This is a genomic window from Leptolyngbya sp. AN02str (genome assembly GCF_050565595.1).
Classification (GTDB): Bacteria; Cyanobacteriota; Cyanobacteriia; order Elainellales; family Elainellaceae; genus Kaiparowitsia.
This window is the reverse complement of record NZ_JBNXVR010000008.1, coordinates 150,544-173,867: the sequence shown is the minus strand read 5'-3', so window position 1 is coordinate 173,867 and position 23,324 is coordinate 150,544. Positions and strand designations below refer to the sequence as shown.

24 protein-coding genes are annotated in these 23,324 nt (G+C 50.7%); 11 read left to right on the top strand and 13 right to left on the bottom strand.

Translation table 11 applies throughout. The features are described 5' to 3' along the window. Positions 1 to 152: 152 nt before the first annotated feature. Complete coding sequence (locus ACQ4M4_RS08725; RefSeq protein ID WP_430684099.1) at positions 153 to 686, bottom strand: DUF2808 domain-containing protein; 534 nt, start codon at positions 684 to 686, stop codon at positions 153 to 155. 29 nt (positions 687 to 715) lie between these two features. On the opposite strand from ACQ4M4_RS08725, the gene ACQ4M4_RS08720 reads away from it, so the two are divergent. The 4 genes from ACQ4M4_RS08720 to ACQ4M4_RS08705 all read left to right on the top strand — a co-directional run bounded on the left by ACQ4M4_RS08720 (position 716) and on the right by ACQ4M4_RS08705 (position 4,990). Next, the gene (locus tag ACQ4M4_RS08720) at positions 716 to 889 is read left to right on the top strand and encodes a hypothetical protein (RefSeq protein ID WP_430684098.1); all 174 of its coding nucleotides are present in this window, start codon (positions 716 to 718) and stop codon (positions 887 to 889) included. Between the two features lie 957 nt (positions 890 to 1,846). Continuing rightward, a complete protein-coding gene (locus ACQ4M4_RS08715) occupies positions 1,847 to 3,007 on the top strand; it encodes a Re/Si-specific NAD(P)(+) transhydrogenase subunit alpha (RefSeq protein ID WP_430684097.1) in 1,161 nt (386 codons plus the stop codon). Between the two features lie 115 nt (positions 3,008 to 3,122). Then, on the top strand, positions 3,123 to 3,413 hold the full coding sequence (locus ACQ4M4_RS08710; RefSeq protein ID WP_430684096.1) for an NAD(P) transhydrogenase subunit alpha: 291 nt from the start codon (positions 3,123 to 3,125) through the stop codon (positions 3,411 to 3,413). 164 nt (positions 3,414 to 3,577) lie between these two features. Further along, positions 3,578 to 4,990, top strand: a complete 1,413-nt coding sequence (locus tag ACQ4M4_RS08705) for an NAD(P)(+) transhydrogenase (Re/Si-specific) subunit beta (RefSeq protein WP_430684095.1) — start codon at positions 3,578 to 3,580, stop codon at positions 4,988 to 4,990. 191 nt (positions 4,991 to 5,181) lie between these two features. On the opposite strand, the gene cax is transcribed toward ACQ4M4_RS08705, so the two are convergent. Continuing rightward, complete coding sequence (gene cax / locus ACQ4M4_RS08700; protein WP_430684094.1) at positions 5,182 to 6,306, bottom strand: calcium/proton exchanger; 1,125 nt, start codon at positions 6,304 to 6,306, stop codon at positions 5,182 to 5,184. A 173-nt stretch (positions 6,307 to 6,479) separates the two neighbouring features. Here cax and ACQ4M4_RS08695 point away from each other — a divergent pair, with 173 nt between their 5' ends. Continuing rightward, positions 6,480 to 7,394: a ferritin-like domain-containing protein gene (locus tag ACQ4M4_RS08695; RefSeq protein ID WP_430684093.1), complete on the top strand. Its 915-nt coding sequence runs from the start codon at positions 6,480 to 6,482 to the stop codon at positions 7,392 to 7,394. Positions 7,395 to 7,570: 176 nt separating this feature from the next. Here the strand turns inward: ACQ4M4_RS08695 and dnaA are convergent, their stop codons facing one another. The 4 genes from dnaA to ACQ4M4_RS08675 all read right to left on the bottom strand — a co-directional run bounded on the left by dnaA (position 7,571) and on the right by ACQ4M4_RS08675 (position 10,916). Continuing rightward, on the bottom strand, positions 7,571 to 8,995 hold the full coding sequence (gene dnaA, locus ACQ4M4_RS08690) for a chromosomal replication initiator protein DnaA (RefSeq protein WP_430684092.1): 1,425 nt from the start codon (positions 8,993 to 8,995) through the stop codon (positions 7,571 to 7,573). A gap of 387 nt (positions 8,996 to 9,382) precedes the next feature. Continuing rightward, positions 9,383 to 9,664, bottom strand: a complete 282-nt coding sequence (locus ACQ4M4_RS08685; protein ID WP_430684091.1) for a hypothetical protein — start codon at positions 9,662 to 9,664, stop codon at positions 9,383 to 9,385. 168 nt (positions 9,665 to 9,832) lie between these two features. Then, positions 9,833 to 10,324: a ribonuclease HI gene (gene rnhA / locus ACQ4M4_RS08680; RefSeq protein ID WP_430684090.1), complete on the bottom strand. Its 492-nt coding sequence runs from the start codon at positions 10,322 to 10,324 to the stop codon at positions 9,833 to 9,835. Between the two features lie 256 nt (positions 10,325 to 10,580). Next, positions 10,581 to 10,916, bottom strand: coding sequence for an ArsR/SmtB family transcription factor (locus ACQ4M4_RS08675; RefSeq protein WP_430684089.1), 336 nt, complete (start codon positions 10,914 to 10,916; stop codon positions 10,581 to 10,583). A 181-nt stretch (positions 10,917 to 11,097) separates the two neighbouring features. On the opposite strand from ACQ4M4_RS08675, the gene ACQ4M4_RS08670 reads away from it, so the two are divergent. After that, on the top strand, positions 11,098 to 12,210 hold the full coding sequence (locus ACQ4M4_RS08670; RefSeq protein ID WP_430684088.1) for an alkene reductase: 1,113 nt from the start codon (positions 11,098 to 11,100) through the stop codon (positions 12,208 to 12,210). Between the two features lie 165 nt (positions 12,211 to 12,375). Continuing rightward, positions 12,376 to 12,678, top strand: a complete 303-nt coding sequence (locus ACQ4M4_RS08665; protein ID WP_430684087.1) for a DUF3288 family protein — start codon at positions 12,376 to 12,378, stop codon at positions 12,676 to 12,678. A 102-nt stretch (positions 12,679 to 12,780) separates the two neighbouring features. Here ACQ4M4_RS08665 and ACQ4M4_RS08660 read toward each other — a convergent pair whose 3' ends face one another. From ACQ4M4_RS08660 to ACQ4M4_RS08645, 4 genes are all read right to left on the bottom strand, one after another. Next, positions 12,781 to 14,184, bottom strand: coding sequence for a cytochrome c biogenesis protein (locus ACQ4M4_RS08660; protein ID WP_430684086.1), 1,404 nt, complete (start codon positions 14,182 to 14,184; stop codon positions 12,781 to 12,783). Between the two features lie 375 nt (positions 14,185 to 14,559). Continuing rightward, positions 14,560 to 15,561 (bottom strand): adenosylcobinamide-phosphate synthase CbiB, encoded by a 1,002-nt coding sequence (cbiB, locus tag ACQ4M4_RS08655; RefSeq protein WP_430684085.1) that lies wholly within the window; start codon positions 15,559 to 15,561, stop codon positions 14,560 to 14,562. Positions 15,562 to 15,609: 48 nt separating this feature from the next. Then, positions 15,610 to 16,578 carry a protochlorophyllide reductase gene (locus ACQ4M4_RS08650; protein ID WP_430684084.1) on the bottom strand — a complete coding sequence of 323 codons (969 nt, stop codon included), beginning with the start codon at positions 16,576 to 16,578 and terminating at the stop codon, positions 15,610 to 15,612. 199 nt (positions 16,579 to 16,777) lie between these two features. After that, on the bottom strand, positions 16,778 to 16,984 hold the full coding sequence (locus ACQ4M4_RS08645) for a hypothetical protein (protein WP_430684083.1): 207 nt from the start codon (positions 16,982 to 16,984) through the stop codon (positions 16,778 to 16,780). A gap of 497 nt (positions 16,985 to 17,481) precedes the next feature. On the opposite strand from ACQ4M4_RS08645, the gene bchL reads away from it, so the two are divergent. From bchL to ACQ4M4_RS08630, 3 genes are all read left to right on the top strand, one after another. Beyond that, entirely contained in the window at positions 17,482 to 18,348 is an 867-nt protein-coding gene (gene bchL / locus ACQ4M4_RS08640) for a ferredoxin:protochlorophyllide reductase (ATP-dependent) iron-sulfur ATP-binding protein (RefSeq protein ID WP_430684082.1), read from the top strand. 83 nt (positions 18,349 to 18,431) lie between these two features. Next, a complete protein-coding gene (locus ACQ4M4_RS08635; protein WP_430684081.1) occupies positions 18,432 to 18,869 on the top strand; it encodes a DUF5331 domain-containing protein in 438 nt (145 codons plus the stop codon). A gap of 66 nt (positions 18,870 to 18,935) precedes the next feature. Beyond that, positions 18,936 to 20,342, top strand: coding sequence for a ferredoxin:protochlorophyllide reductase (ATP-dependent) subunit N (locus tag ACQ4M4_RS08630; protein ID WP_430684080.1), 1,407 nt, complete (start codon positions 18,936 to 18,938; stop codon positions 20,340 to 20,342). Between the two features lie 199 nt (positions 20,343 to 20,541). Here ACQ4M4_RS08630 and ACQ4M4_RS08625 read toward each other — a convergent pair whose 3' ends face one another. Further along, the gene (locus ACQ4M4_RS08625) at positions 20,542 to 21,948 is read right to left on the bottom strand and encodes an N-6 DNA methylase (protein WP_430684079.1); all 1,407 of its coding nucleotides are present in this window, start codon (positions 21,946 to 21,948) and stop codon (positions 20,542 to 20,544) included. 2 nt (positions 21,949 to 21,950) lie between these two features. Continuing rightward, positions 21,951 to 22,532 (bottom strand): restriction endonuclease subunit S, encoded by a 582-nt coding sequence (locus ACQ4M4_RS08620; RefSeq protein WP_430684078.1) that lies wholly within the window; start codon positions 22,530 to 22,532, stop codon positions 21,951 to 21,953. 268 nt (positions 22,533 to 22,800) lie between these two features. On the opposite strand from ACQ4M4_RS08620, the gene ACQ4M4_RS08615 reads away from it, so the two are divergent. Then, on the top strand, positions 22,801 to 23,040 hold the full coding sequence (locus ACQ4M4_RS08615) for a hypothetical protein (RefSeq protein WP_430684077.1): 240 nt from the start codon (positions 22,801 to 22,803) through the stop codon (positions 23,038 to 23,040). A gap of 14 nt (positions 23,041 to 23,054) precedes the next feature. Here ACQ4M4_RS08615 and ACQ4M4_RS08610 read toward each other — a convergent pair whose 3' ends face one another. After that, positions 23,055 to 23,279: a hypothetical protein gene (locus ACQ4M4_RS08610; protein WP_430684076.1), complete on the bottom strand. Its 225-nt coding sequence runs from the start codon at positions 23,277 to 23,279 to the stop codon at positions 23,055 to 23,057. Positions 23,280 to 23,324: the final 45 nt, after the last annotated feature.

Genomic DNA, 23,324 nt, shown 5'->3' with positions numbered 1-23,324 from the left:
GGTTTCACAAGCACCATACATACAGTGATACGGCGGCTTGAGACATTCTGCATCAAGACGTCGCATCGAGCGCCCATCACCGCACTTCGCTTGGCCAACGAAGTGCTAGTGTTAATTGTCAACAAAGTGGTAGCAAACCTTGAGTAGACAATTTAACGCCCAATATCAATTACCCAAGTGCCAATATAACGACGCAAAGGAATATCGGAAGGGGAACGGGTCAGTGCATTAAAGTAGTAGGTTCCACCATTCCGGGGATTGCGCACATTCGAAAAAACAAGCTCTACGCGGCTGTTCGCAGGAATGGCATCGACAGGATAAAGCTTCAGTTCCCGCGCTTCGCGATCCCACACGATTTCATCAATGTCCACCTCGTCATTGTTAACGAGAATCTCCATGCGATCTGTATCGAACCGTCCGGTAAAGTTTTCAGGATAGGTAATGATGAATTCAGAAACGGGTTGGCTCATTTTCTGGCGCGAAATCCTTAGGCGATAGCGATCCCAGCGATCGGGTCTGCCGTTGAAGTCGAGCCGATAGCCGAGTTGGTTTTCCCGATCAACACCGCTGAAGATGGTCAATCCTGGAGTTCCCTGTGCGAGAGATTGCACTGGAACGCTTGAAGCGAGGCAGGCGGCGATCGCCAAAGCCGGTAAGAATCGGGTTGCCAACAGTTTAGAAATCATAGCGTTGTGCGCGTTAACAATACGTTGTGGTGCAATTACGAAACTTCACCAATACAAACTTTAGCAGCATTGATGAAAGATCTGCCCTCTACGACGAGGCGATCGCCCGAATTGTGCCCAGTTCCAAGCAAAAATTATCCTCTTTCCGACGAGAAGTTGCCACAAGTCGTTTCATGCGTGGCCAACCTGAGTTTTTAATCTGATAGTTGTGGAGGCCCGAGATCAGCCAGACCCTTGGGCTAGCTTGGCTTGTAATTTTTAATTTGCAACTTTAGCCTACGGTTTTGGGCCTGCAAGGCTGGGTCTACAACTTTACTGACCCAGCCTTGAATCCAGGAGCCGCATCACAGGGCCTCTTTTAACAGAACCTCTTTGATAGATGAATGAGATAAGAGATGAATGAGATGCCTATCTAAAATCTAATCAGTCAGTTCAAACGTAGAACTGTATTGCCGTGCATTCATCCCAGTTTTTTGCCTTGAAGCCGATTAAATTCGACAGTTAAATGGCGAATAAATTGCGAAACATAAACCTTGATTAAAAGGTGTTTCCAATCAAGCCAGAAATGAGACAACCCTTCATCAAATCCGCGTAGAGATTTGCGTTGCAGAGGGGAACTCATCGAATAAATCTATAAGACAAGTTAAAGATGTGGTCACTGTGTTGGGGATCACTCTAGGATGCAAAGTAATATCGATTGATTTGCGCTGACATTTTACGTTGCCTAGCTGAAAAGGTTTTCGCTACGAGATCATTGGCCATAGAAATAAGGGTTTTTTCTGAAACTTTCAGTTGCTCCTGTCATTGAGTTTGAGTTGGAATTGCTTAAAATCAATGCCTTTCAGAAAATCATATTTGTTGAGCCACCATGCAACCGAGTACGATGCTCAGTTGCTCCTATGGGGTGTCTAGCAAGTATCTGAACTGACGTTCCAATTGTGTTTTTTGTCAGTTCTCTATGGATTGCAATGCTCTACTTGCAAGTCTCATTGCAAAGGATTTCGATACCAGCATGATGAGTCATCAACGCTTCATCACTGCAATTTAGCGAAGCAGCCATCAAACGTTCTTGACCGCAGCCACTCGCACCAAACCGTGGGTACAGCAGTTGAGGTAGCACAATTCTTGAGTTCGTCTATATTTCTCGATAAGGAGAATGCATGAAAATAGCGGTTGCCAAAGAAATCGACATGGGAGAGCGGCGCGTTGCGCTAATTCCAGATATGGTTGCTCGATTGGTCAAGTCTGGATTGGAAATTTGGGTAGAAGCCGGAGCTGGCGAAGGTGCCTGTTTTTCTGATGCTGCGTATGAAGCAGCAGGGGCAACGATTATTCACGATACGGCGCATCTATGGCGTGAGGCTGACTTATTAGTGAAGGTGAGCCCACTGCGTGAGCGTGAGGATGGGCAGTCTGAGTTGTCATTTCTGAAGCCGGGTGCAGTTGTGATCGGCTTTTTAAATCCGTTGGGTGAGCCTCACGACATGCGGCATTTGGCAGAGCGCCAGGTGACGGCATTCAGTATGGAAATGATCCCACGGACGAGCCGGGCACAAAGTATGGATGCGTTGTCGTCGCAGGCGGCGATCGCAGGCTATAAGGCTGCTCTGTTGGGCGCAACCGCACTGCCCAAATTCTTTCCGATGTTGACCACGGCAGCCGGTACGATGGCTCCGGCCAAGGTATTTGTCATGGGGGCTGGTGTCGCGGGGTTGCAGGCGATCGCCACGGCCCGTCGATTGGGTGCTGTTGTCGAAGCATTTGACATTCGCCCAGCGGTGAAAGAAGAAGTGCAAAGCCTTGGGGCCAAGTTTGTAGAGGTGACCCTTCAAGAAGAAACAGTTGCCGCAGGCGGCTATGCCCGCGAGATTTCGGAAGAGTCAAAAGAGCGATCGCGCCAAGTTTTGACCGAGCACATCAAGCAATCGGATGTGGTGATCACCACGGCTCAAGTACCCGGCAGAAAAGCACCCACCTTGGTAACAGAAGACATGGTGATGCAAATGAAACCGGGCTCTGTGATTGTGGATTTGGCAGCAGAGCAAGGTGGCAACTGTGCCTGTACCGAACCTGGCAAAGACGTGTTGAAAAATGGCGTAACCATTATTGGCCCCATCAATCTGCCATCGTCGGTACCCATCCACGCCAGCCAAATGTATTCCAAAAACATTGTGACGCTGCTGCAACTGCTGATTAAGGATGGCGAACTCAACCTCAACTTTGACGACGACATCATTCAAAGCGCGTGTGTAACTCACGGTGGCGAAATTCGTAATCAGCGGGTGCGAGAAGCATTAGAAGCCATCCGCCAGCCTGTGTAGCGCTTCGGGCATCCTCTGCGATGCCTTCCGCTTCAAGCAGTTTCGATTCCTTTGGCCTGAGCTTGGTAGTGCTTGGGTTACGTTTCTTGTTCGTTTGCCCTTTAGGAGTACAGGTATGGATGTGTTAGTCGCCAGCTTGGTTGTGTTTGTGCTGGCTGCATTTGTTGGATTTGAGGTAATTAATAAGGTGCCGCCAACGCTACATACGCCGTTGATGTCGGGTTCAAATGCGATTTCGGGCATTGCCGTAATTGGTGCGCTGCTGGTAACCAGTGGCAGCGATATGACGGTGACCAATATTTTGGGTTTGGTGGCGATCGTGCTAGCCATGGTGAATGTGGTCGGCGGATTTTTGGTTACCGATCGCATGCTGCAAATGTTTAAGAAAAAGGAAGCCAGAAGCTAGCAGCCAAACGTTAGCAAACGTTAGCGACGCTTCGCGATGCCGTTTCCAACAGCTTCTCCCATCAGTTTTGTTGGTTGTACGGCAGCTTCAAGCTTTTTTCCTATCACTCAATTTACGCGCCCAAATGGTTTGGGCCTCTGCGACTAAGGAATTACAAAATCACTATGGACGATATTTTGCACGGTGGCATTGAACTTAGCTACCTCATTGCGGCCTCCTTATTTATTGTGGGGCTAAAGCAACTCAGCTCTCCGGCAACGGCACGACGCGGCAATCTGCTGGCCACGGTTGGTATGGTATTGGCGATCGCCGCTACTTTGCTGTACAAATCTTCGTTGAACTACAGCCTCATTTTTGTAGGCATTGCGGTAGGGTCGGCCATTGGCGTAGTCATGGCCCGCCGCGTTGAAATGACGGACATGCCACAAATGGTGGGCTTGCTCAACGGCTTGGGCGGTGGTGCCTCCACGTTGATTGCCATGGCGGAGTTTTGGCGCATTTTGGCCACGCACGAATTGCCCTCTGCGGCGGGCATCATCACCATGATTTTGAGTGTGCTGATTGGCGGCATTACCCTCACAGGAAGTTTGGTGGCCTTTGCCAAGCTCCAGGGCATTATGAGCGGTTCGGCCATTACCTTTCCTCTACAACGGGCGCTCGGCATTGGCCTGCTGGCCATTTTTGTGGTGAGCGGTGGCTACCTCATTCTCAACTCGGGTAGTCAGGCTGCCTTCCTGATCATGCTCGCCATTTCCCTAACCTTGGGTGTGCTGTTTGCGATTCCCATTGGTGGCGCAGATATGCCCGTTGCGGTGTCGCTGCTCAACTCCTTTTCGGGCTTGGCCGCTAGCGCTGCTGGTTTTGTGTTGATGAACAACATGCTGATCATTGCAGGAGCCCTGGTGGGCGCATCGGGGATCATCCTCACCCAAATCATGTGTAAGGGCATGAACCGATCGCTCACCAATGTTCTATTCACAGCCTTTAACACCACCAAGAAAGCAGCGACAGGCGGAGATGGGACTGAGGCTGAGGTGGGCGATCGCGCGGTGCGATCGGTAGATTCCGACGAAGCTTCGATGATGTTGGGATACGCCCAGTCCGTGGTGATTGTACCGGGATATGGCATGGCTGTAGCCCAGGCACAGCACGCCGTACGCGAGTTGGCCGACCAGCTAGAGCGACTAGGGGTAGACGTGAAATACGCCATTCACCCAGTAGCCGGTCGTATGCCGGGACACATGAACGTGCTGCTCGCCGAAGCCAACGTGCCCTATCCACAGCTGCATGATATGGATGACATCAACCCCGAATTTGACCATACCGATGTGGCCCTGGTCATTGGCGCAAACGATGTGGTGAACCCATCCGCCCGGCACGACACCAACAGCCCTATCTACGGCATGCCTATCTTAGAAGTTGACAAGGCGCATCACACTATTGTGGTGAAGCGGGGAATGAATGCTGGATTTTCGGGCGTTGAGAACGAATTGTTCTACAAAGACAAAACCGTGATGCTGTTTGGTAATGCTAGAGATGTGGTCACACAGCTTGTTTCTGGCTTAAAGCAGCTCTAGATCTCAGCTGCTCGTTTCGCTGATTGTTTCATGGCTTCAAGTTCGACTTTCCGCATGGTTCACAAGGGGCGCAAACTCGCGTCCCTTTTCTTTTGTCAAGGCCAGTTGTGTCGGTGTTCAACCCATTAAAATCCCTCAAAATGGAGGTTTGTTGAGTTTTAGCCATGCCCAACATCAATCCTGACGGAAACCTAGCCAATGCCAGCAATCACAGGATGGAAGAAGAATGCCGTACCAACGATGATGTAAGTGGCAATTAGCAGCGTTCCTTCTAGCCAGTTCGATCGCCCGTCATTACTAATGGAATTGGTAATGAGCACCGCGACTGCCACGGCAACTAGCTCGAACGGGTTGAAGTTCAAATCCATCGGCTGATGAAAGAAGTAGCCCGCGATCACCAGTACCGGAGCCACAAACAGTGCCACCTGCATGCTGGCACCCACCGCTACCGACAGCGACAGATCCATCTTGTTTTTTACCGCCACCGTTACAGCCGTTAAGTTTTCGGCAGCGTTGCCAATAATCGGCAGCAAAATTACCCCAGTAAACAGTTCTGTTAGGCCCAGCTGCTTGCTGGCCGCTTCTAGCGATCCCACCAACAGCTCTGATTCATACGCCACAAACGATGTAGCGACCAATAGCACCGTTACCCACAGCCACAGATTGGGCTTGTGTTCGCTGTGGCTCTCGCCTTCGCTGTGATCCTCACCATTCGATTCGCCACCTTCTAACTCGGCCACTCCTGCCTCATATAAATAGGTGTGGGTTTTCATCGAAAACACCAGCGTGAGCAGGTACACCAGAATGAGGACGATCGCCACCGCAACCGACAGCTTTTGCATCAACGGTTCCTCAATGCCGCTGGAGGTGAAATTGACCGCCGCTGGCATCAGCAACGCCACCACCGCCAGATTCATTGCTGCAGCATTGGTGCGGGCCACCACCGGCCGAAAGGTTTGCTCTTTGTAGCGCAAGCCACCTAAAAACATGGATAGCCCGATCACCAGCAGCAGGTTACACACAATTGACCCAGTTAAACTGGCCTTGACCACGCCAATAAACCCTTCCTTAAGGGCAACCGTGGCGATAATGAGTTCTGCGGCGTTGCCAAAGGTGGCATTGAGCAAGCCGCCCAGGTTGGGGCCAACGACGACGGCAATTTCTTCAGTCGCGGTACCCATCCATGCGGCTAAGGACAAAATGGCCAAGCAGGTTGTACCAAACTCGGGCAGAGGCCCCCAATGCATGTAGTGAGCAGCGATGGAGATCGGAATGAAAATCAACAGAATCGAAAACGCGATGTTTTTTGTAGTCATGCAAAATCGGGGCGAAAGAGGATTGTCGATATTTCCTCTGCTATTTTGCCCTTATCTGCCAAAGTTGCATGAATTCCGCCTGAAATGTCCTTCGTTTGAACATCGAAGCCTGGGGAAAGTTGCGTTAGGATGAGGGTACCTTTTACAAAACGCAACAATCCTAAGCAATTGTTATGACTGTTGTTTATCCTCGCAAACTTCAAAGCTCATTCGGCGCCATGAGCGCTCGCGATGTGTTGACGCAAGTCGTACGCGATCGCGACGTTCATCTCATCACGCTCAACCGCTACCGCTACAGCGAGCAACGTAGCTGCAAAGACCTCACCGATTTAATTGAGCAATTGGATGGCCAACCGGCTTCACTGGTGCGCGACCTTTCTCGCCACGTCTCGGATGAAGCGCGCCACGCAATGTGGCTTACCGACTTGCTCACCGATTTAGGAGCCCCTGTGGGCACACCACCAGGGTCTTCTTACATTGAAGAGTTTGAAAAATTGCTCGATCGGGAGCAGATCAGCGAACCCACAACCGATTTGGATGATTTTGTCATTTCATCACTCGCGGCAATTAACGTGACCGAAAAACGCGGTTGCGAATACTTTTCGGGGCATATCTACGCGCTCAAGCAGGCCCCTCAAACCGAAGAGAACGTCAAAATTCGGGAAACGATCGAGCGTATTTTGCCTGAGGAAGCGGGCCACGTGCGCTGGGGCAACCGACTGCTAGCTCAGCTGGCAGATAAAAGCCCAGAGCATCGTCTTAAGGTAGAAGTTGCCAAGCGCAAGTATGCCGCGATTGAGCAAGCCGCGTTTGAAGGCGGTATGGACATTACTCTGGGTGCCGAGTTGCGTCGCGTGGGGAACTTGCTGGACATTGCCAACAACTTGCCGGTGTGGCAGCGCCCTCAGTATTTGATGGAGCGCCTACCCAACGCTCTACTAGCTCCCGATTTGCAGCGTACCCGCATGGATGTGATTCAGCGAGCATGGCAGCGCGATCCTCAAGCCTTTGTTGAAAAGTTCATTCCGATGTTCCTGAATGGGGTGAACCGCAATCAGGACAAAATGAACCGCAAAGCCAGCGCCTAGCCTGTACGCCGCGTTTATTGAACCGCTTGCATCAATCGTTGCATGGCTCCGCTGTGCAACGATTGATGTTTCAGCAAGCGATTCATGCAGGCGGTGAACGGATGAACCGACCCAGACCAGGAGCTATCTATCATAGCTCCTGGTCTGGGATTTTTTAGGTTATGGATCGATCCGCTCTATTTATTCCAGCGGCGAGATGAGGGTGCTTGAGGTTGGCTAGAGAGATTGATGCGATCGCTCAGGTTTCTGAGGGTGCGGGCCATATCGACATCGGTTTCTTTGAGCTGAGTAATCTTCTCGCAGCTGTACAGAACCGTCGTGTGATCCTTGCCGCCAAACACTTCACCGATTTTAGGCAGGCTGAGGTCCGTATGGTGACGCATGAGGTACATGCCCACCTGACGCGCCACGCTAATTTCGCGGCGGCGAGAGGTCCCCTTCAAGTCATCTACAGAGACATTAAATTCTTCGGCCACTGCTAGAATCACCGCTTCAGGCGAAGCTTCAATTTTCTCGCTGGGGGGATTGAGCACGGGCGAAATATTTTCGACCGACATTTGCAATCCCGAAATGGAGATGTAGGCAACGGCTCGAATAAGCGCTCCTTCCAACTCTCGAATGTTGGAGGTGTAGCTAGAGGCAATGTACTCGATGACCTCACGGGGAAGGCGCATATTTTCGTATTCAGCCTTCTTTTGCAGAATGGCCATACGGGTTTCCAAATCCGGAGGTTGGATATCGGCAATGAGCCCCATGGAAAAGCGAGAACACAGTCGCTCTTGTAATCGGGGAATTTGCTGGGGAGGGCGATCGCTGGCAATCACGACCTGTTTTCCCGCTTCGTGCAGGGTATTAAAGGTGTGAAAAAATTCTTCCTGAGTGTACTCTTTTCCTTCAATGAACTGAATGTCATCCACCAACAAAACATCGACCGCACGGTAGAGTTCGCGGAAGCTTTGCATGCTGTCTTTGCGGATGGCCGAAATCAAGTCATTGGTGAACTGCTCAGTTGACACGTAATAAATTTTGGCATCTGCATTAATTTCACGTCGATAGTGGCCGATCGCCTGCATCAAGTGAGTTTTGCCCAATCCAACCCCACCGCACAAAAAGAGCGGATTGAACTCGCGACCGGGCGACTCGGCAACAGCCAGCGAGGCTGCATGCGCCATACGATTGTTGGCTCCCACCACAAACCGAGAGAACACGTACTTGGGGTTGAGATCGGTCGGTTTAGCCCGTGGCTGCGGCTGCGGCGTGGGTGGGGCTTCAGCAGTTGCTTCTAGCGATGCATCGCTTGGCAGTGGCCATAGCACTTCAGCCTCGTCGCCCAACACCTCAGACTCTTCGCCCTGACGCACCGTGATGTGGATATCGACCGGGTAACCCAGCACGTCGTACACCACTTCGGTGATGGTTTTGAGGTAGTACTTTTGTAGCCAGTTACGCGCAAAAATGTTGTGCGTACAGATGGTCAACTGTTTTTCGTCGAGATACTCGGCGGTAGCTGGTTTGATCCAGGTTTCAAAGGTGGGGCGGCTCAGCTTTAGCTGCAACCGCTCTAACACTTGATTCCAGAAGGTTTCTAGAACAACTACCACAATCCTTATCCCCTGCGTGTTGAATGCTCGCCGCAACTCTCGAACCTGGGTGCAGTGTCAGACAGGACACAGCACGACACTCAAACCCAAACCGAGGCTGTTGCACCTCAAGCTTGAGTTCAGACTACAAACCTTCGAACCCTTTTGATTGTGAATCGACGATGAAGCCCCTGCAAGTGCGCGATCGCCCTGATAAAGCAATGACCGCTTCTACAACGAATGGCCTGCACTTGGCTTATCTAGACTACTAAATATACTGTCTAGATGGAATAAGGATTCTATATATAGTGGCTAACTATAAAATCTTTTAACGTTCGGCGGAGCTTTGATTGTGATATCTGCATAGTGATCTCCGAACTTCGTATTTCTGCAGCAGGAGGGACCGAATCAATCTACTCGGTCGAGCTGCCACAAAATCTGGTTTCCTTCTCGCCGGACCCGAGATACAACCCAATTTCGCCAAACCCAATTATCGCCTCGGCTGGTAACAGCACTGGCGTTGACATCCATCAGATCGGCCAGTTCTGAACTGGTGATGAGATACCCATGGTGAGCAATGCGATCGGCAATTTCTAGCGTTTCGATGGTGTTGCGAAGCTGAGCAACACGGACCTCGCGCGGTAGGTTGTCCGATGCCTCAATCATTGAGGGAGTATTGGAGTCTACCATATAGCTTTCACATCGGAGGTGCTTGATTAATACAGACTGAATTTTACCTCTTAGGCCCAGCCTTATCGGTGATTCATCTATCAATCTTTGCGAAATGATGAAGTAATGGCTTGAGGCAACTATCGATTTTGTTTGCCGATGCTTATCATTCTTCAATGCCACTGTTCTTCAATGACTGAGAGAAGAAGGCTGCTGCTGCAAGGGTGGGGTTGCCCCTAGAGAATAAGCACGGGCGATCGCATCGGCGCGTTCGTTGCCGACGTTGCCGGCATGGCCGCGCACATATTGCCATGTCACCGAGCGTCGGTTGAGCTGGTCAATTTGCTGCCATAAGTCTTGATTGATGACGGGTTTTCCAGTCGAGGTTTTCCAGCCTTTTCGCTTCCAGCCGTGAATCCATTCCGTGATGCCCTTTTTCACGTATTCGCTGTCGGTGTACAGCGTCAGGGACTGGGTTTGTCCAGATTCGGCCACAAATTGCAGTGCCGCGATCGCTGCTTGCATTTCCATACGGTTATTGGTGGTTTGCGCTTCGCGGCCACCCAGCTCATGCACAGAGCCATCTGCAAAGTAAATGACCGTACCCCACCCACCTGGCCCCGGATTGCCTGAGCACGCGCCATCCGTATAGATTTTTTCGATTACCGAAGAAGAAGTCATAGATTTTGCCAAAGATAAACCAACGGTCATGGGAGCAGGGGGCTGCTTCAACAGCGCCAAACGTCCGAAATGACCCTGGTTGAACGAATTCTGTTGAGTGTCGTAAACGCAGCAAACAGAGCAGGAGTCAATCTACCATTTTGCAGGCAAAATCGGCTCAATTTGTTTGTGAATTCTGTGGATATGCTGAAGCTTGGGGACAATCAGGCCGCAACCGAGCCGTGCGCCCACGGGCGATCGCCCCAGAAGGCAGAAGCTATCGTTGGCGATCTCCCAAATTGAGACTATCAAAACAATTGGTCAGCGCCGTTTGGTTGAGCGAGCTGAACTTGGTTTGGCCTTCTTTGCGGATGGTGACCAGGCCGGCCTCGGCCAATGTACGGGAATGGTGACAGAACAGCGCCAAACTAATGCCCACCTGCTTGGCAATATCAGAGCCGCTGAGTTCGCCCTGGTCGGCCAGCAATTCAACAATTTTGAGCCGAGTAGGGTCAGACAATGCAGCAAAAATGCGCGCGCGCTGCTCGGTACTTATTGCTGCGCCAGAAGGATGAAGGATTGAAGAAGCCTCTAGAGACGAATGATAAGTCATTTCAATAAAACGAAATCAAAACGGGGTGAACACAAAGAGAAAGAAGCACCCAAACAAGATGTTTGCTATGACTCTATCTTATGAGAGATCTCACAACCGAAATAGTTAAACAACTACTTGACTATCCCATGAAGCACGACTACGATTTTAGTTAAATACTTGTTTAACTGCTTAAGGCTTTATGGCTACCCAACAACCTCTACTACAGCCCGTTCAACTGGGCGCTTACGAATTGCCCAATCGGGTTGTTATGGCTCCGCTGACCCGCAACCGGGCTGGGGATGGTCTTGCCCCCACAGCCTTGAACGCGATCTATTATGCCCAGCGCGCCTCTGCCGGGCTGATCATTTCCGAGGCTAGCCAAATTTCGCCTCAAGGTATGGGCTATCCCGGTACTCCTGGCATTTACTCCGATGCACAGGTGGAAGGCTGGAAGCTGGTCACTAAAGCCGTTCACGACAATCATGGCCGTATTTTTTTGCAGTTATGGCATGTTGGCCGGATCTCGCATCCATCGCTTCAGCCGAATGGCGAACTCCCCGTTGCCCCGAGTGCGATCGCCCCTCAAGGTGAAGCTGCAACCACCGAAGGGATGAAGCCCTATGTAACCCCTCGCGCTCTAGAAACTTCTGAGCTTCCCGGTATTGTTGATGCTTATCGCCAAGCGGCCAAGCGAGCGATGGAAGCCGGGTTTGATGGTGTGGAAGTTCACAGCGCGAATGGTTATTTGCTGGATCAGTTTTTGCAAGATGGAACGAACCATCGGACAGATAACTATGGCGGTTCAATCGAGAATCGAGCACGATTGCTGCTTGAAGTTATGAATGCAGTAGTGGATGTATGGGGGAGCGAGCGCGTTGGCGTTCGTTTGTCGCCTAGCGGTACGTTTAACGATATTTCCGATTCTGATCCAAAGGCACTGTTTACCTATGTTGTAGAACGGCTCAATGATTTCAAATTAGCCTATTTGCACTTAGTAGAGCCACGTACTGGAGAAGATGCACAGAATCCGGCACGAATGGATGCGTTGACGCTAACATCCAGTTATTTTCGCACCATCTACAACGGTACGATTATTGCAGCAAGCAGCTATACCCAAGCGTTGGGGAACGAAGCGATCGCCAATGGGGATGCTGATCTCATTGCCTTTGGCCGTCTCTACATTTCTAACCCTGACTTGGTAGAACGGTTTGAGGCTCATGCCTCTCTCAACCCCTATGATCGCTCCACCTTTTACGGTGGCGACGAGCGCGGCTACACCGACTACCCCACTCTAAACTTGCAAACCGCCTAGTTCCCCTTTTAGAGTGATCCCTTTTAGAGTAAATCCTTTCAGGCCTTACTACGGGAGAAGCCCAAAACGCATTGTGGCGATCGCTGCAATGCGTTTTTGTGATGTTGATGGGTTCATGGTATTCCTATGCTTGAATAATGAGGCACTCAGAAATCATCGCAACCTATGGCTGATACCAAATCCAATGCCGCCGCAAAAGAGCAAACTCATCCGTTATGGAGTAGCGATCGCCAAATCGTAAACTCGATCCTCGCAGGCGAACCCAACGACTTCAACCTATGTGAACTGGCTCGCTTGCGCATTCGCTATGATGGCTTTCCTGGCGCACGCGACATCCAAGCCGATTTGGATAAAGCACTGGAGCGGTGGCAGCTCACCGAAGCAGAGCTATTTGAAAGAACCCGTGAGATTCACCAAGTCGGCCAAGTGTACAAAGGTCGAGGTTCCCAACGAGAAGACTGGAGCTAAGCGCCGCATTCCTGATCGACCCTATGCCCTTTCCCATCTCCACCCCGCTCAACACGCCAGTGGCATCTCTAGTTTCAACCCAGCCACCGCTGTTCAGATTGTTTAGATGACGTTTACTGCAGACTCAGGCACGGCGATCGACTCCGTGGAACTCATCCCCACCGCATCCAACATCTCCATCATTTCCCGCTCAAACATCACCTGAGCCCGGTTTGTTTTCCCCCCAATGTAGAGCTTGTTATTGGCAACCAACGCCCACACTTGCGAGTGCGACAGGTAACTCATCATCACACTCACCATTAGCAGCCCAAACCCGGCATACACCAGGGGAATCCCCGGATCAGCCTTAATTTGCAATCCCGTGCTTCCCACCACTTCATCAATCGTGAGGCGAATACCGTTTACCTCGGTGGCCATCCCTTGCCGCACGGTAGACACCAACTGCCCCTGTTGGTCATAAACAATCACCGTGCCCTGCAAATCTTTAGCAATCACCGATACGCCTTCACTCAGATCGGGCTTGGTCGGAATCCAGGTGCCCCACAGCCGCGCCGCATTCCCCGTTTCCAACGGAGCCATGGGCAATTGCAGCACCGGACTGTTGTTGAAATGAATGCGCACCCCTGCGATCGCCCAATCTGCCTGATAGAGCGTCACCCCTTTATGCCGCAGCGGCTCATTCACATGAATCGTTTTGCGCTGTAACTCATTGCCTTGCTCATCCACCACGGAGAGGTCGGAATAAAACTGATCGATAGACCCTTCGGGCGTGTAGTCGATCCAAAAGCGATTTACCCGCACCGCCCAATCCGTTGGAATTTGCGACTTTGCCCAAGGACCTGCATCAAAAATGTTGTGAATGCGAAACGTTTCGCCACTAGGTACCATTTCTTGAGCAAAGAACCCAGTCATAGCACCCAGCATGGAACCCAGCAGAATAAGAATCATGCTGGCATGCACCACAATTGGGCCAATACGTCCGGCAATCCCCTTGCGGGCATACAGCGTATTGCCCTCCTGAAAAATGCGATACCGCTTTTGCTGAAGCAATGGGGCCAATGCTTCCAACGAAGCAGCGTCCAGCTCAGCGCTGAGAGCTAGCTTTTCAAACTGGCGTGGCTGCTTGTAATAGGACCACTTTTGCGCAGCTTTGAGCGTGGGCAACTGGCGAGTAAAGGTGCAGGCAATGAGACTAGAGCCAAACAAAATTAGCAGCGACAAAAACCACCACGTGCGATACACATGATCCAACCCCAAAGTGAGAATTACCTTGTAGGACAAAAAGCCAAACAGAGCAGGGTCTTCGGGATAGTTGGCTTGATAGAAGGCTAAAGATTCCCCTTGCTCGATCACAGTGCCGGATGCGCTAAAGATGGCAATCACCAACAGCAACGCGATCGCCAACCGCAAATCGGCCAGCAAGGGCAGCAAATCTTGTTTCCAATATTGGCGCAGTCGTGTCGTCCAGTTTTTTGGGGCAGGGGATGGCGTTTGGTCAGCAGTCATATTTCGCAGCAGAAATCAGGATTGGGAGCCAGCAGCAGTTGAAGTCACTCGCTGAAGTCACTGTTTCCACTCTATCGCGGCAAATCCCCATTGCGGCAGATTGCATCTACAGCGCCTTGCCCTTGAACCTGCCCCAGCATAAACCTGATTTCAACCCAACCGATGCGAAGCGACCTAACGCATCCCACCGACACCCCCTTTGCCGAGGGAGGGTCTGGGAGGGACGGGCTGCCGTCCCTCCCAGTCAGGGGGTTTGGGGGGCGACGCGCCCCCAAGCTCAAACCTGAATCCCCAACCCCAATTAGGACTTACACACTTCAGCCAAAAACCAGGGAGTTGAATGAGTGTTGGGGCGCTAATCGCCTCAACACTCATTTAACTGCGTAAATCCTGCCCAATCATTGGAAGCAGCAAAAGAGCGATCGCCACCCACATCAAAAACGCCCAACGCGTCAACCCCATTGCTTCCTGAATCACCATGGGCGTAATCACTCGCTCCGCATCCCCCAGCAACGGCTTATGCTTCACCACCCCGCGATATACATTTGTACCGCCCACCTGCACCCCCAACGCAGCCGCATAAGCACACTCACTCCAGCCCGCATTCGGGCTAGGATCCTGCGGCGCATCTCGCCGACACACGCGCCACACCTTCAACGGCCTCCCCGACAGCAGCCCAATCGTCAAGACTGTGAGCCGACACGGCAACCAAGTCAACCCATCCTCAAACCGAGCGCTAAACCAGCCAATATAGGTGTAGGGCGCTTCTTTATAACCCACCATAGAATCCAACGTGCTAGCAGCCTTGTAGGCCAACGCAACCGGAGCAGCTCCAATCGGCGTGAACGACCCAGCGATCGCCCAAAACAGAGGAGCCATCACCCCATCGGTCGCATTCTCCGTCACCGTTTCCAGCACCGCCCGCAGAATCTCAGGTTCCGACAAATTCTCAGTATCGCGGCCCACATACTGCCCCAATGCCTGTCGTGTTGCAGCTAAATCCCCATTTGCCAAAGGCGTAAGCACCTCCGTCGCCGCTCGTCGCAGACTGCGCCCCGCAAAACAGCTAGCCAGCATCCCCACTGCCACCAGCAAACCCAACACCGGATGCAGCGATCGCCCCAACGCAATGAGACCCCATCCCACAACCCCGCTGCCCACCATCAGCAAGATCGTTAGCCCAACTCCAGCAACCCGCTGAGACATGGGAGATTTGCACCAGGCTAACGCCCACGCCACATACCGCAAAATCACCCAACCCATCACTTGAACAGGATGAATCCACCCCCACGGATCGCCAATGAGAAAGTCCAGCAATGCGGCGATCGCCAACACGGCTGGACCCTGCCAGAACTCAATTTCAGAGAGAAATGTCACAAGTTTGATGCGTGATGGCAATGCCTACACATCCTACAAGCAAGTACGCTACGCGAGACCCACCAATTTAGCACTCAAGTCCCACACTCGCTCAGCTTTTGCCGCATCGCTAGCCTGGCTAGACAGCTCCTGTACAAAAGACTTTCCGTCTTTCTTTTGGCGGTTGCCCCAGCTCCAGTGCACACCCGACTGGCGAAAAGCCGTATCAGCCACCACTTGAGCGACCCGCTCCCCAGCCAGTTCCTGTGATACATAGCCCCCCGTAATATTCTTTTGAAACCAGGGGAACACCTTTTGGAAGATGGGGTAGCTGTTGCGGAAAAGGGGCGTATCGGCCACACAGCCCGGATAGAGCGAGCTAAAGGTAATGCCCGTGGACTCGTGGAAGCGGCGGTGCAGCTCCTGTGTGGTGATCATGTTGCACAGCTTGCTGTCTTTATAGGCTTTGCCCGGCTTAAAGGGTTTGCCATCGATCATGGCAATGGGCGCTTTAAAGCCAGCCTCTAGCCCTTCCAGGTTGCCAATATTGGCCGGAGCGGGGATGGGAATCTTGCCGCCAAGTTCTTTCGAGTTTGCAGTCACGGTTCCCAAAATCACCAGCCGCTTATCCTTGGCAGGCGATTTTTTAAGGTCCTCCAGCAAGAGATTGCACAGCAAAAAATGTCCAAAGTGGTTGGTTGCAACGCTGAGTTCGTAGCCTTCGGGACTTCGCAGCGGTTCCTTGAGCAGGGGCAAATACACAGCAGCGTTGCACACAAGGGCTTCGAGCGATCGCCCACTGGCATGAAACTCATCCACAAACTTACGCACGCTATCCAACGCACCCAAGTCGATGTGCATCAGCGTGTAGCTTTCTTTGGGAATGTTGAGCGATCGCGCAGCGGCCTCGGCCTTTTCCAAATTGCGACACGCCATCACAACGTGCCATCCCCGCTTGACGAGGGAATTTGTGGCGTGCAATCCCACTCCAGAAGAAGCTCCCGTAACGATAACCGTGGGTTTTTGATCTTGACTCATGGCTTTCAAACGCTGTTGTTAATGAAATGACCCGTTAACTGTTTCCACATTCTCACAACACTCAACGCAGCGTTACCCTTGCTTAATCTTTTGAGATACAGGACACGATTTTTTACAAAAGACGTTTTGATTGCCATTTCCATCCCCAATTTCATTCTCTCTGGTCCTATCAATTGGATTCATTCAGGCAAGGGATCGCTCAAAATCCTCCACTGTTTTGGTCTACCCTGCCGCTCTTAAACCGTCCCTTGCGATCGCCTTTGTTCCCTCTGTGTGTGCCTTTCAGCGCGATCGACCGGCCTTGCCACGCATCAACATCCTCCACCCCCAAGGCTGCTACCAACCAGCACCCAATCCCATGGAGATCAGGCAGCAAAAACCAGAGGGCGATCGCCAGATTCCGCATTTCACAAGCCTTTTAAGCCTTTTGAGCTGGCAAACCCCAATATTTTTCGCCAAACCAAGAGCGAAACCCTTGAATGAATTGAGATCCAAGCTTTTGTCTTTTGTTCTGTATTTATGAAATTGTTTTCATAAAACTGAGAAAAACGATTTAAATTCATTTGAGATGGATTCAGAGGCAAAATCAACAACTCAGAGCTATCAGACACGTTTTTTCTTCCAAATACACCTCAGTTTCTTTTAACCATCGCTTCCATTCCTCTGCAAATTCGTCAATAATCCAGTCAGTGACCGGGAAGGCTGAGAACCAAACAGGTCATTCGCATCGATTTAAGTTGTCATGTGCAGGGCAAACCCATGCACCCAGGCAAGGATACGTGGACAGGCTGGGCGATCGCGCCCCAATATAGACGCTTCTATGGAACGCATCTTCCAGCCTGATTCCTCTCTCAAGTTTCAATCGCCACATCAATATTCAGTTTTTTTGAGGAGAACCGCAGCGTGAAATTAGCCGTTTATGGAAAAGGTGGCATTGGTAAGTCCACCACCAGCTGCAACATTTCAGTCGCATTGGCCCGCCGTGGCAAAAAAGTGCTGCAAATCGGTTGCGATCCCAAGCACGACAGCACCTTCACTCTTACCGGATTCCTCATTCCCACCATTATCGACACCCTGCAAGAAAAGAACTTCCACTACGAAGACGTGTGGCCCGAGGACGTAATTTACAAGGGCTATGGTGGTGTGGACTGCGTAGAAGCCGGTGGCCCTCCGGCGGGTGCAGGCTGCGGCGGCTACGTCGTGGGCGAAACCGTCAAATTGTTGAAAGAACTCAACGCCTTCGATGAATATGACGTAATTTTGTTCGATGTGTTGGGTGACGTGGTGTGTGGTGGATTTGCCGCACCGCTCAACTACGCTGACTATTGCATGATCGTCACCGACAACGGGTTTGATGCGCTGTTCGCCGCCAACCGCATTGCCGCCTCCGTTCGAGAAAAAGCACGAACTCACCCACTGCGCCTCGCCGGACTCATCGGCAACCGCACCAGCAAGCGCGACCTCATTGATAAATACGTGGAAACGGTGCCGATGCCCGTGCTGGAAGTGCTGCCGTTAATTGAAGATATTCGCGTTTCGCGCGTGAAGGGCAAAACACTGTTTGAAATGGCTGAGAAAGATCCCTCGCTCAACTATGTGTGCGACTACTATCTCAACATTGCGGATCAAGTTTTGGCTCAGCCCGAAGGTGTGGTGCCTACCGACGCACCCGATCGCGACCTGTTTAGCCTCCTATCCGACTTCTACCTCAATCCCGAAAAACCCAAGGTTGCACCCAAAGAGGAAGAACTCGACCTGATGATGGTCTGATGAAATCCTAAAGTTTTCGAGCTTAGGTGCGGGACGGTGCATAGTGTTAAGTGCCATTTATTCGTACCGCTTGAACCGAATTTGTGAACATCCAGTATCTGCGTCAATCCCTCAAAGCTCGATGGCTCAACTACTATCGCGAGAATCGACCCTGGCTGACCAAGCTGGCCGTTTGGGTTGATTGCGATGGGCAGCGCCGCCCGTCATCGGGCTTCATTATTGGCACGCTCACGACGCTTGAACCACAGCTCATGCAGTTGCTACCGCTGATTGTGGACTTGAACAACAATCCCGATCGCATCGTAGTGGCACTGGGGCTCAACTTTAACCCCGATGATGAGCTAAAAGCGCTCGACAAAATAGAAGCAAAAGACCCGATGCGGATGCTTCCTGGCGGTGAACTGGCTCTTAACGACATTCCCAACCGCAAGCCAACCAAGCTTCCCACCATGATTGACGAAGCCTGCGAAGGAGCTGGCGAAGAATCGCGCAAACGGGGCGATCGCCCAACGCGCAGCTAATCACTCCGTTTTCAACCGTGTCCTGGCTCCTGTTTGCTCCCCTCTCCATTGATAAGGACTTTAACCATGACTCTTGCAGATGCTCAGCCCCAAGCGCTGAATTTTGACTGTGAATCGGGAAACTACCATACCTTTTGCCCCATTAGCTGTGTGGCATGGCTGTACCAAAAAATTGAAGACAGCTTCTTTTTGGTCATTGGCACCAAGACCTGCGGCTACTTCTTGCAAAATGCCATGGGCGTGATGATCTTTGCTGAGCCGCGCTATGCCATGGCAGAGCTGGAGGAAGGAGACATTTCGGCCCAGCTCAACGACTACAACGAGCTAAAGCGACTGTGTGAACAAATTAAGCGCGATCGCAATCCCAGCGTCATTGTGTGGATTGGCACCTGCACCACCGAAATCATCAAAATGGATCTGGAAGGGCTGGCTCCCAAGCTAGAAGGCGAGATTGGCATTCCCATTGTGGTCGCCCGCGCCAACGGGTTGGATTACGCCTTTACCCAGGGCGAAGACACGGTACTGGCGGCCATGGCCCAACGCTGCCCCAGCAAAGCCCCCGACACCGAGACGGAAAAAGACGAGCGCAACAGTATTCAAAAGCTGCTGAACTTTGGCCGCAAGCAAGAAGACGTGAAAGCGGAAGAGTCGGAATATGTCGATCACCCGCCTCTGGTGCTGTTCGGCTCCTTGCCTGATCCCGTCGTCACGCAGCTGACGCTGGAACTGAAGAAGCAGGGCATCAAAGTCTCTGGCTGGCTGCCCGCCAAGCGGTTTACCGAATTGCCAGTGCTGGAAGAAGGCTCCTATGTGTGTGGCGTGAACCCATTCCTGTCGCGCACCGCCACCACGCTGATGCGTCGCCGCAAGTGCAAGCTCATCGGCGCACCGTTTCCCATTGGCCCCGATGGCACCCGCGCCTGGATCGAGAAGATCTGCTCAGTATTTAACATTGAGCCCAAGGGGCTGGATGAGCGGGAAGCCGGAATTTGGGCCAACCTGGAGGATTACCTCAGCATTCTGCGGGGCAAGTCGGTCTTCTTTATGGGCGACAACTTGCTGGAAATTTCGCTGGCCCGATTCCTCATCCGCTGCGGCATGACGGTACCCGAAATCGGCATTCCCTACATGGATAAGCGCTACCAGGGCGGCGAACTAGAACTGCTGGAGAAAACCTGCCGCGAGATGGGCGTTCCCCTACCCCGCATTGTGGAGAAGCCCGACAACTACAATCAGGTTCAGCGCATCTACGACCTGAAGCCCGACCTGGTGATTACGGGCATGGCCCACGCCAACCCACTCGAAGCTCGCGGTATTAACACCAAGTGGTCGGTGGAGTTCACCTTTGCCCAAATTCACGGCTTTAGCAACGCCCGCGACATTTTGGAACTCGCCACTCGCCCCCTCCGCCGCAACACCGCCCTCAAAGATTTGGGCTGGGACAAACTCGTGAAGGAAGATGCGATCGTGTAGGGCATCAACTAGTTGATTCAGTAAACAAGGAGTGCAAGGCATCTTCAAAATAGCGCTTTGCACTCCCGACATTCTAGGAGAACCCGAGTAAATCAACTCAATAGTTATAAAGGGACTACATGAAATTTTGAGCCAAACTCAAATGCCTGCGCTTAGGTACTCTTTACACTTGCGAATTTAGCAAATCGTAATTGGTGATTCAAATTTTGATTCCTAAAGCCTTTAGATAAACATCTATCTTTTCCTCAAGCTCAGAACGTTCTTTCTCCAACTGACGGAGCTTCTGGATTTCGGAGCAAATATCAATTTGTTCGATATTTGCAACAGTGACATAACGATTTACGCTTAAGTTGTATTGATTGTCAGCTATTTCGTCAACAGATACTAATCTCGCAAATCCTTCTTCCTCTTTTAATTCATGATAGGTAGATACGATATGCTCAATGTGCTCAGCCTGTAGAAGATTTTGACCTCTTCCAGCTTTATACTCACGACTTGCATCAATAAACAAAACATTTTCTTTGTGAAGCTTATCTCGGTTAAAAATGATGACTGTGACAGGAATAGAGACTCCATAGAAAAGCCCCGGAGCCAGTTCAATAACTGCTTCAATTAAGTCGTCTTTAATCATTTTTTCTCGGATGACCTCTTCGCCCCCTTCACGGAAAAGAACTCCACGTGGCAGCATTATCGCTGCTCTTCCGGCTTTTTTAAGGGAGTGAACAGCTCGTTGAACGAATAGGAAATCTCCAATACCGTTGCTAGGAACTCCATAAACAAATTCATTAGATTCACGAATTATATCGATCTCGTGTTGTGAATGCTTGAGATTAAAGGGCGGATTGAGCAGTACTATATCGAACAATCCCATTTCGTCACTTTCAAAGCAAGGTTCAAAGATAATGTCCCCCTGACGAATATTAGGATTATCAATCCCGTGAAGTATTAAGTTCGCTTTTGCAATCACACATTCTCGGATGCTCGCTGTCTGCCCATATATTTTTGCTCTAGAGACATCCTCTCCATTCTCTCTAATGAATCTAACAGCTTCAGTCAAAAACTCACCAGAGCCACAAGCAGGATCATAAATACTCGTCTCCTGTTGTGGATTCATTAATTGAACCATCATTTTTGTAAGCTGCCGTGGAGTATAAACCCCTCGTATGTGAGTTTCTTCTGACGCATAATTTTCACTGAGCCATGCATCAACTTCACTGAGTTGCTTTAAGTCGTTAGGATCCTTACCACTAAGATCTAGTTCGGACAATAGATTGATTATGTGCGATAGGGTTTTATCATCAAACCTAGCCCAAAAATTAATTTCTGAATCGATCAGGACCCCTTTAAGATGAGGATTATCTTCCTCTATAAGCTTTAGAATTTTATTAAGTTTTTCAGCAAGATCGGACTTCTCTTGTTCAAGAACAGACCAGTGTACCCCTGTAGGAAGAGAGAGTGTTTGATCATCCTCGTTCGTTAAATCCGATAGCCTCTTAAAAACAAGTAGCCTTAAAATGGAAATTTCAATCTCACTTAGAGAATATCTGAAAGATAAATCCTTTATTACCCGCGAAAGTGTACGTTTTACCTTCAACTCACTCAGCATCTTCATACTCCTAAAGCTTTAACAAGAGCAGCATTAGCAAGTCTCTGACGAGTTTCGACCGATTCAAATACCACCTTCTTTGCTTGTTCAATAGATAGAAAGAGTTGAGCTATTTGAGCCTGAGTCTGTGGATCTGGCAAGGGAATCTTTAAACTACGGAGATCAGAAACTCGAATGGCAGGTAAAGTCGTAGTAGACTGCCTTTCCCTGAAAGATGGGAGCTGTCGAAAATACTCCGATCGCAGCAATACAGCCAAATATAAAGGGTCAAGATCTACAAACTTTGGTCGGAAGAAAACAGTGTTTTGATTAGAGATACTGCTTTGTAAAGCTTTTGTTACCACAGAGGACTTAAGTATAGAGCCTCGAATTGCGATAACTACATCATTTTCTCGAAGCAGATATCGCTGAATATCTGATACAGCAACTTGAACACTAGCTTGGGTATCCCTTATGTAAAGGCCTTCTAGATCAGTTACGCTCACAAGACGGTAAACAGTCCCTTGACTGTTTGCGTAGCGACTAGCGGTAATCCCTTGAGAGATTTTCCCTAGTTCTTCAAGTGGGACAGTTAGAAGTGCCATAAGTACAAGACCAAAAATTAGATCTACACAGTCCAGCAGGGCTGTGCTATAACCTAGATTATCACAACGGCACGCTATAAGCTAGCTTATAGCAGGAGTGCTACATAATGATGCAAATCCTCCCTCATCCCTAGGGCTAGAGCCTTGCAGAGCTGTTATTTAACTGTCTCTCTCTGCACACCGTTCCAGTGCTGGAAGGCCTAGTTGTTATTTCCGCTAATGCTGATTCATATTGACTACCGACAAATCATCGTCTAAGGAGACCTCTATGTTGACCAGAAACTCAAAGAGAGAAAACTACAGTAGCCCTAAAGCACTACCCAGCGGCGATTTATGGACTTACCGTATGGTCGTTATGACTTTAGCACTAACAGTAATAGGCTGCATTGTCGGTACTATTTTGCTTCAGGTTTATGGAAAACCCACGCCTGAACTGCTTACTGCACTGGGTACAGGTGCGATCGGTGCTTTGGCGGGAATTCTTGCGCCTCCGCCATCAAGAAGCTAGGGAGGAGTTCTCACCTAAACTCGGGAACGTGTGGGCGATCGCTTCACTTGCTCAGCCTTTTGAGGCGACCCCGCATCAAACATCACCACACATCGAACAGTTGGATCAAGCCGCTGCAACAGTTTGGCATAGCCTTCCGCATCGGAAAAGGTGAAGCACCATGCTACATCTACACGCTGCATGTTGGGCAGTAGGCGCACAACCACCCACCGCTTTCGTAAGCGACTGCTATAGGTCATAATTCAGTTGTCTCCATTGCATTGTGAAAGGTCAGCCAGAGCTGA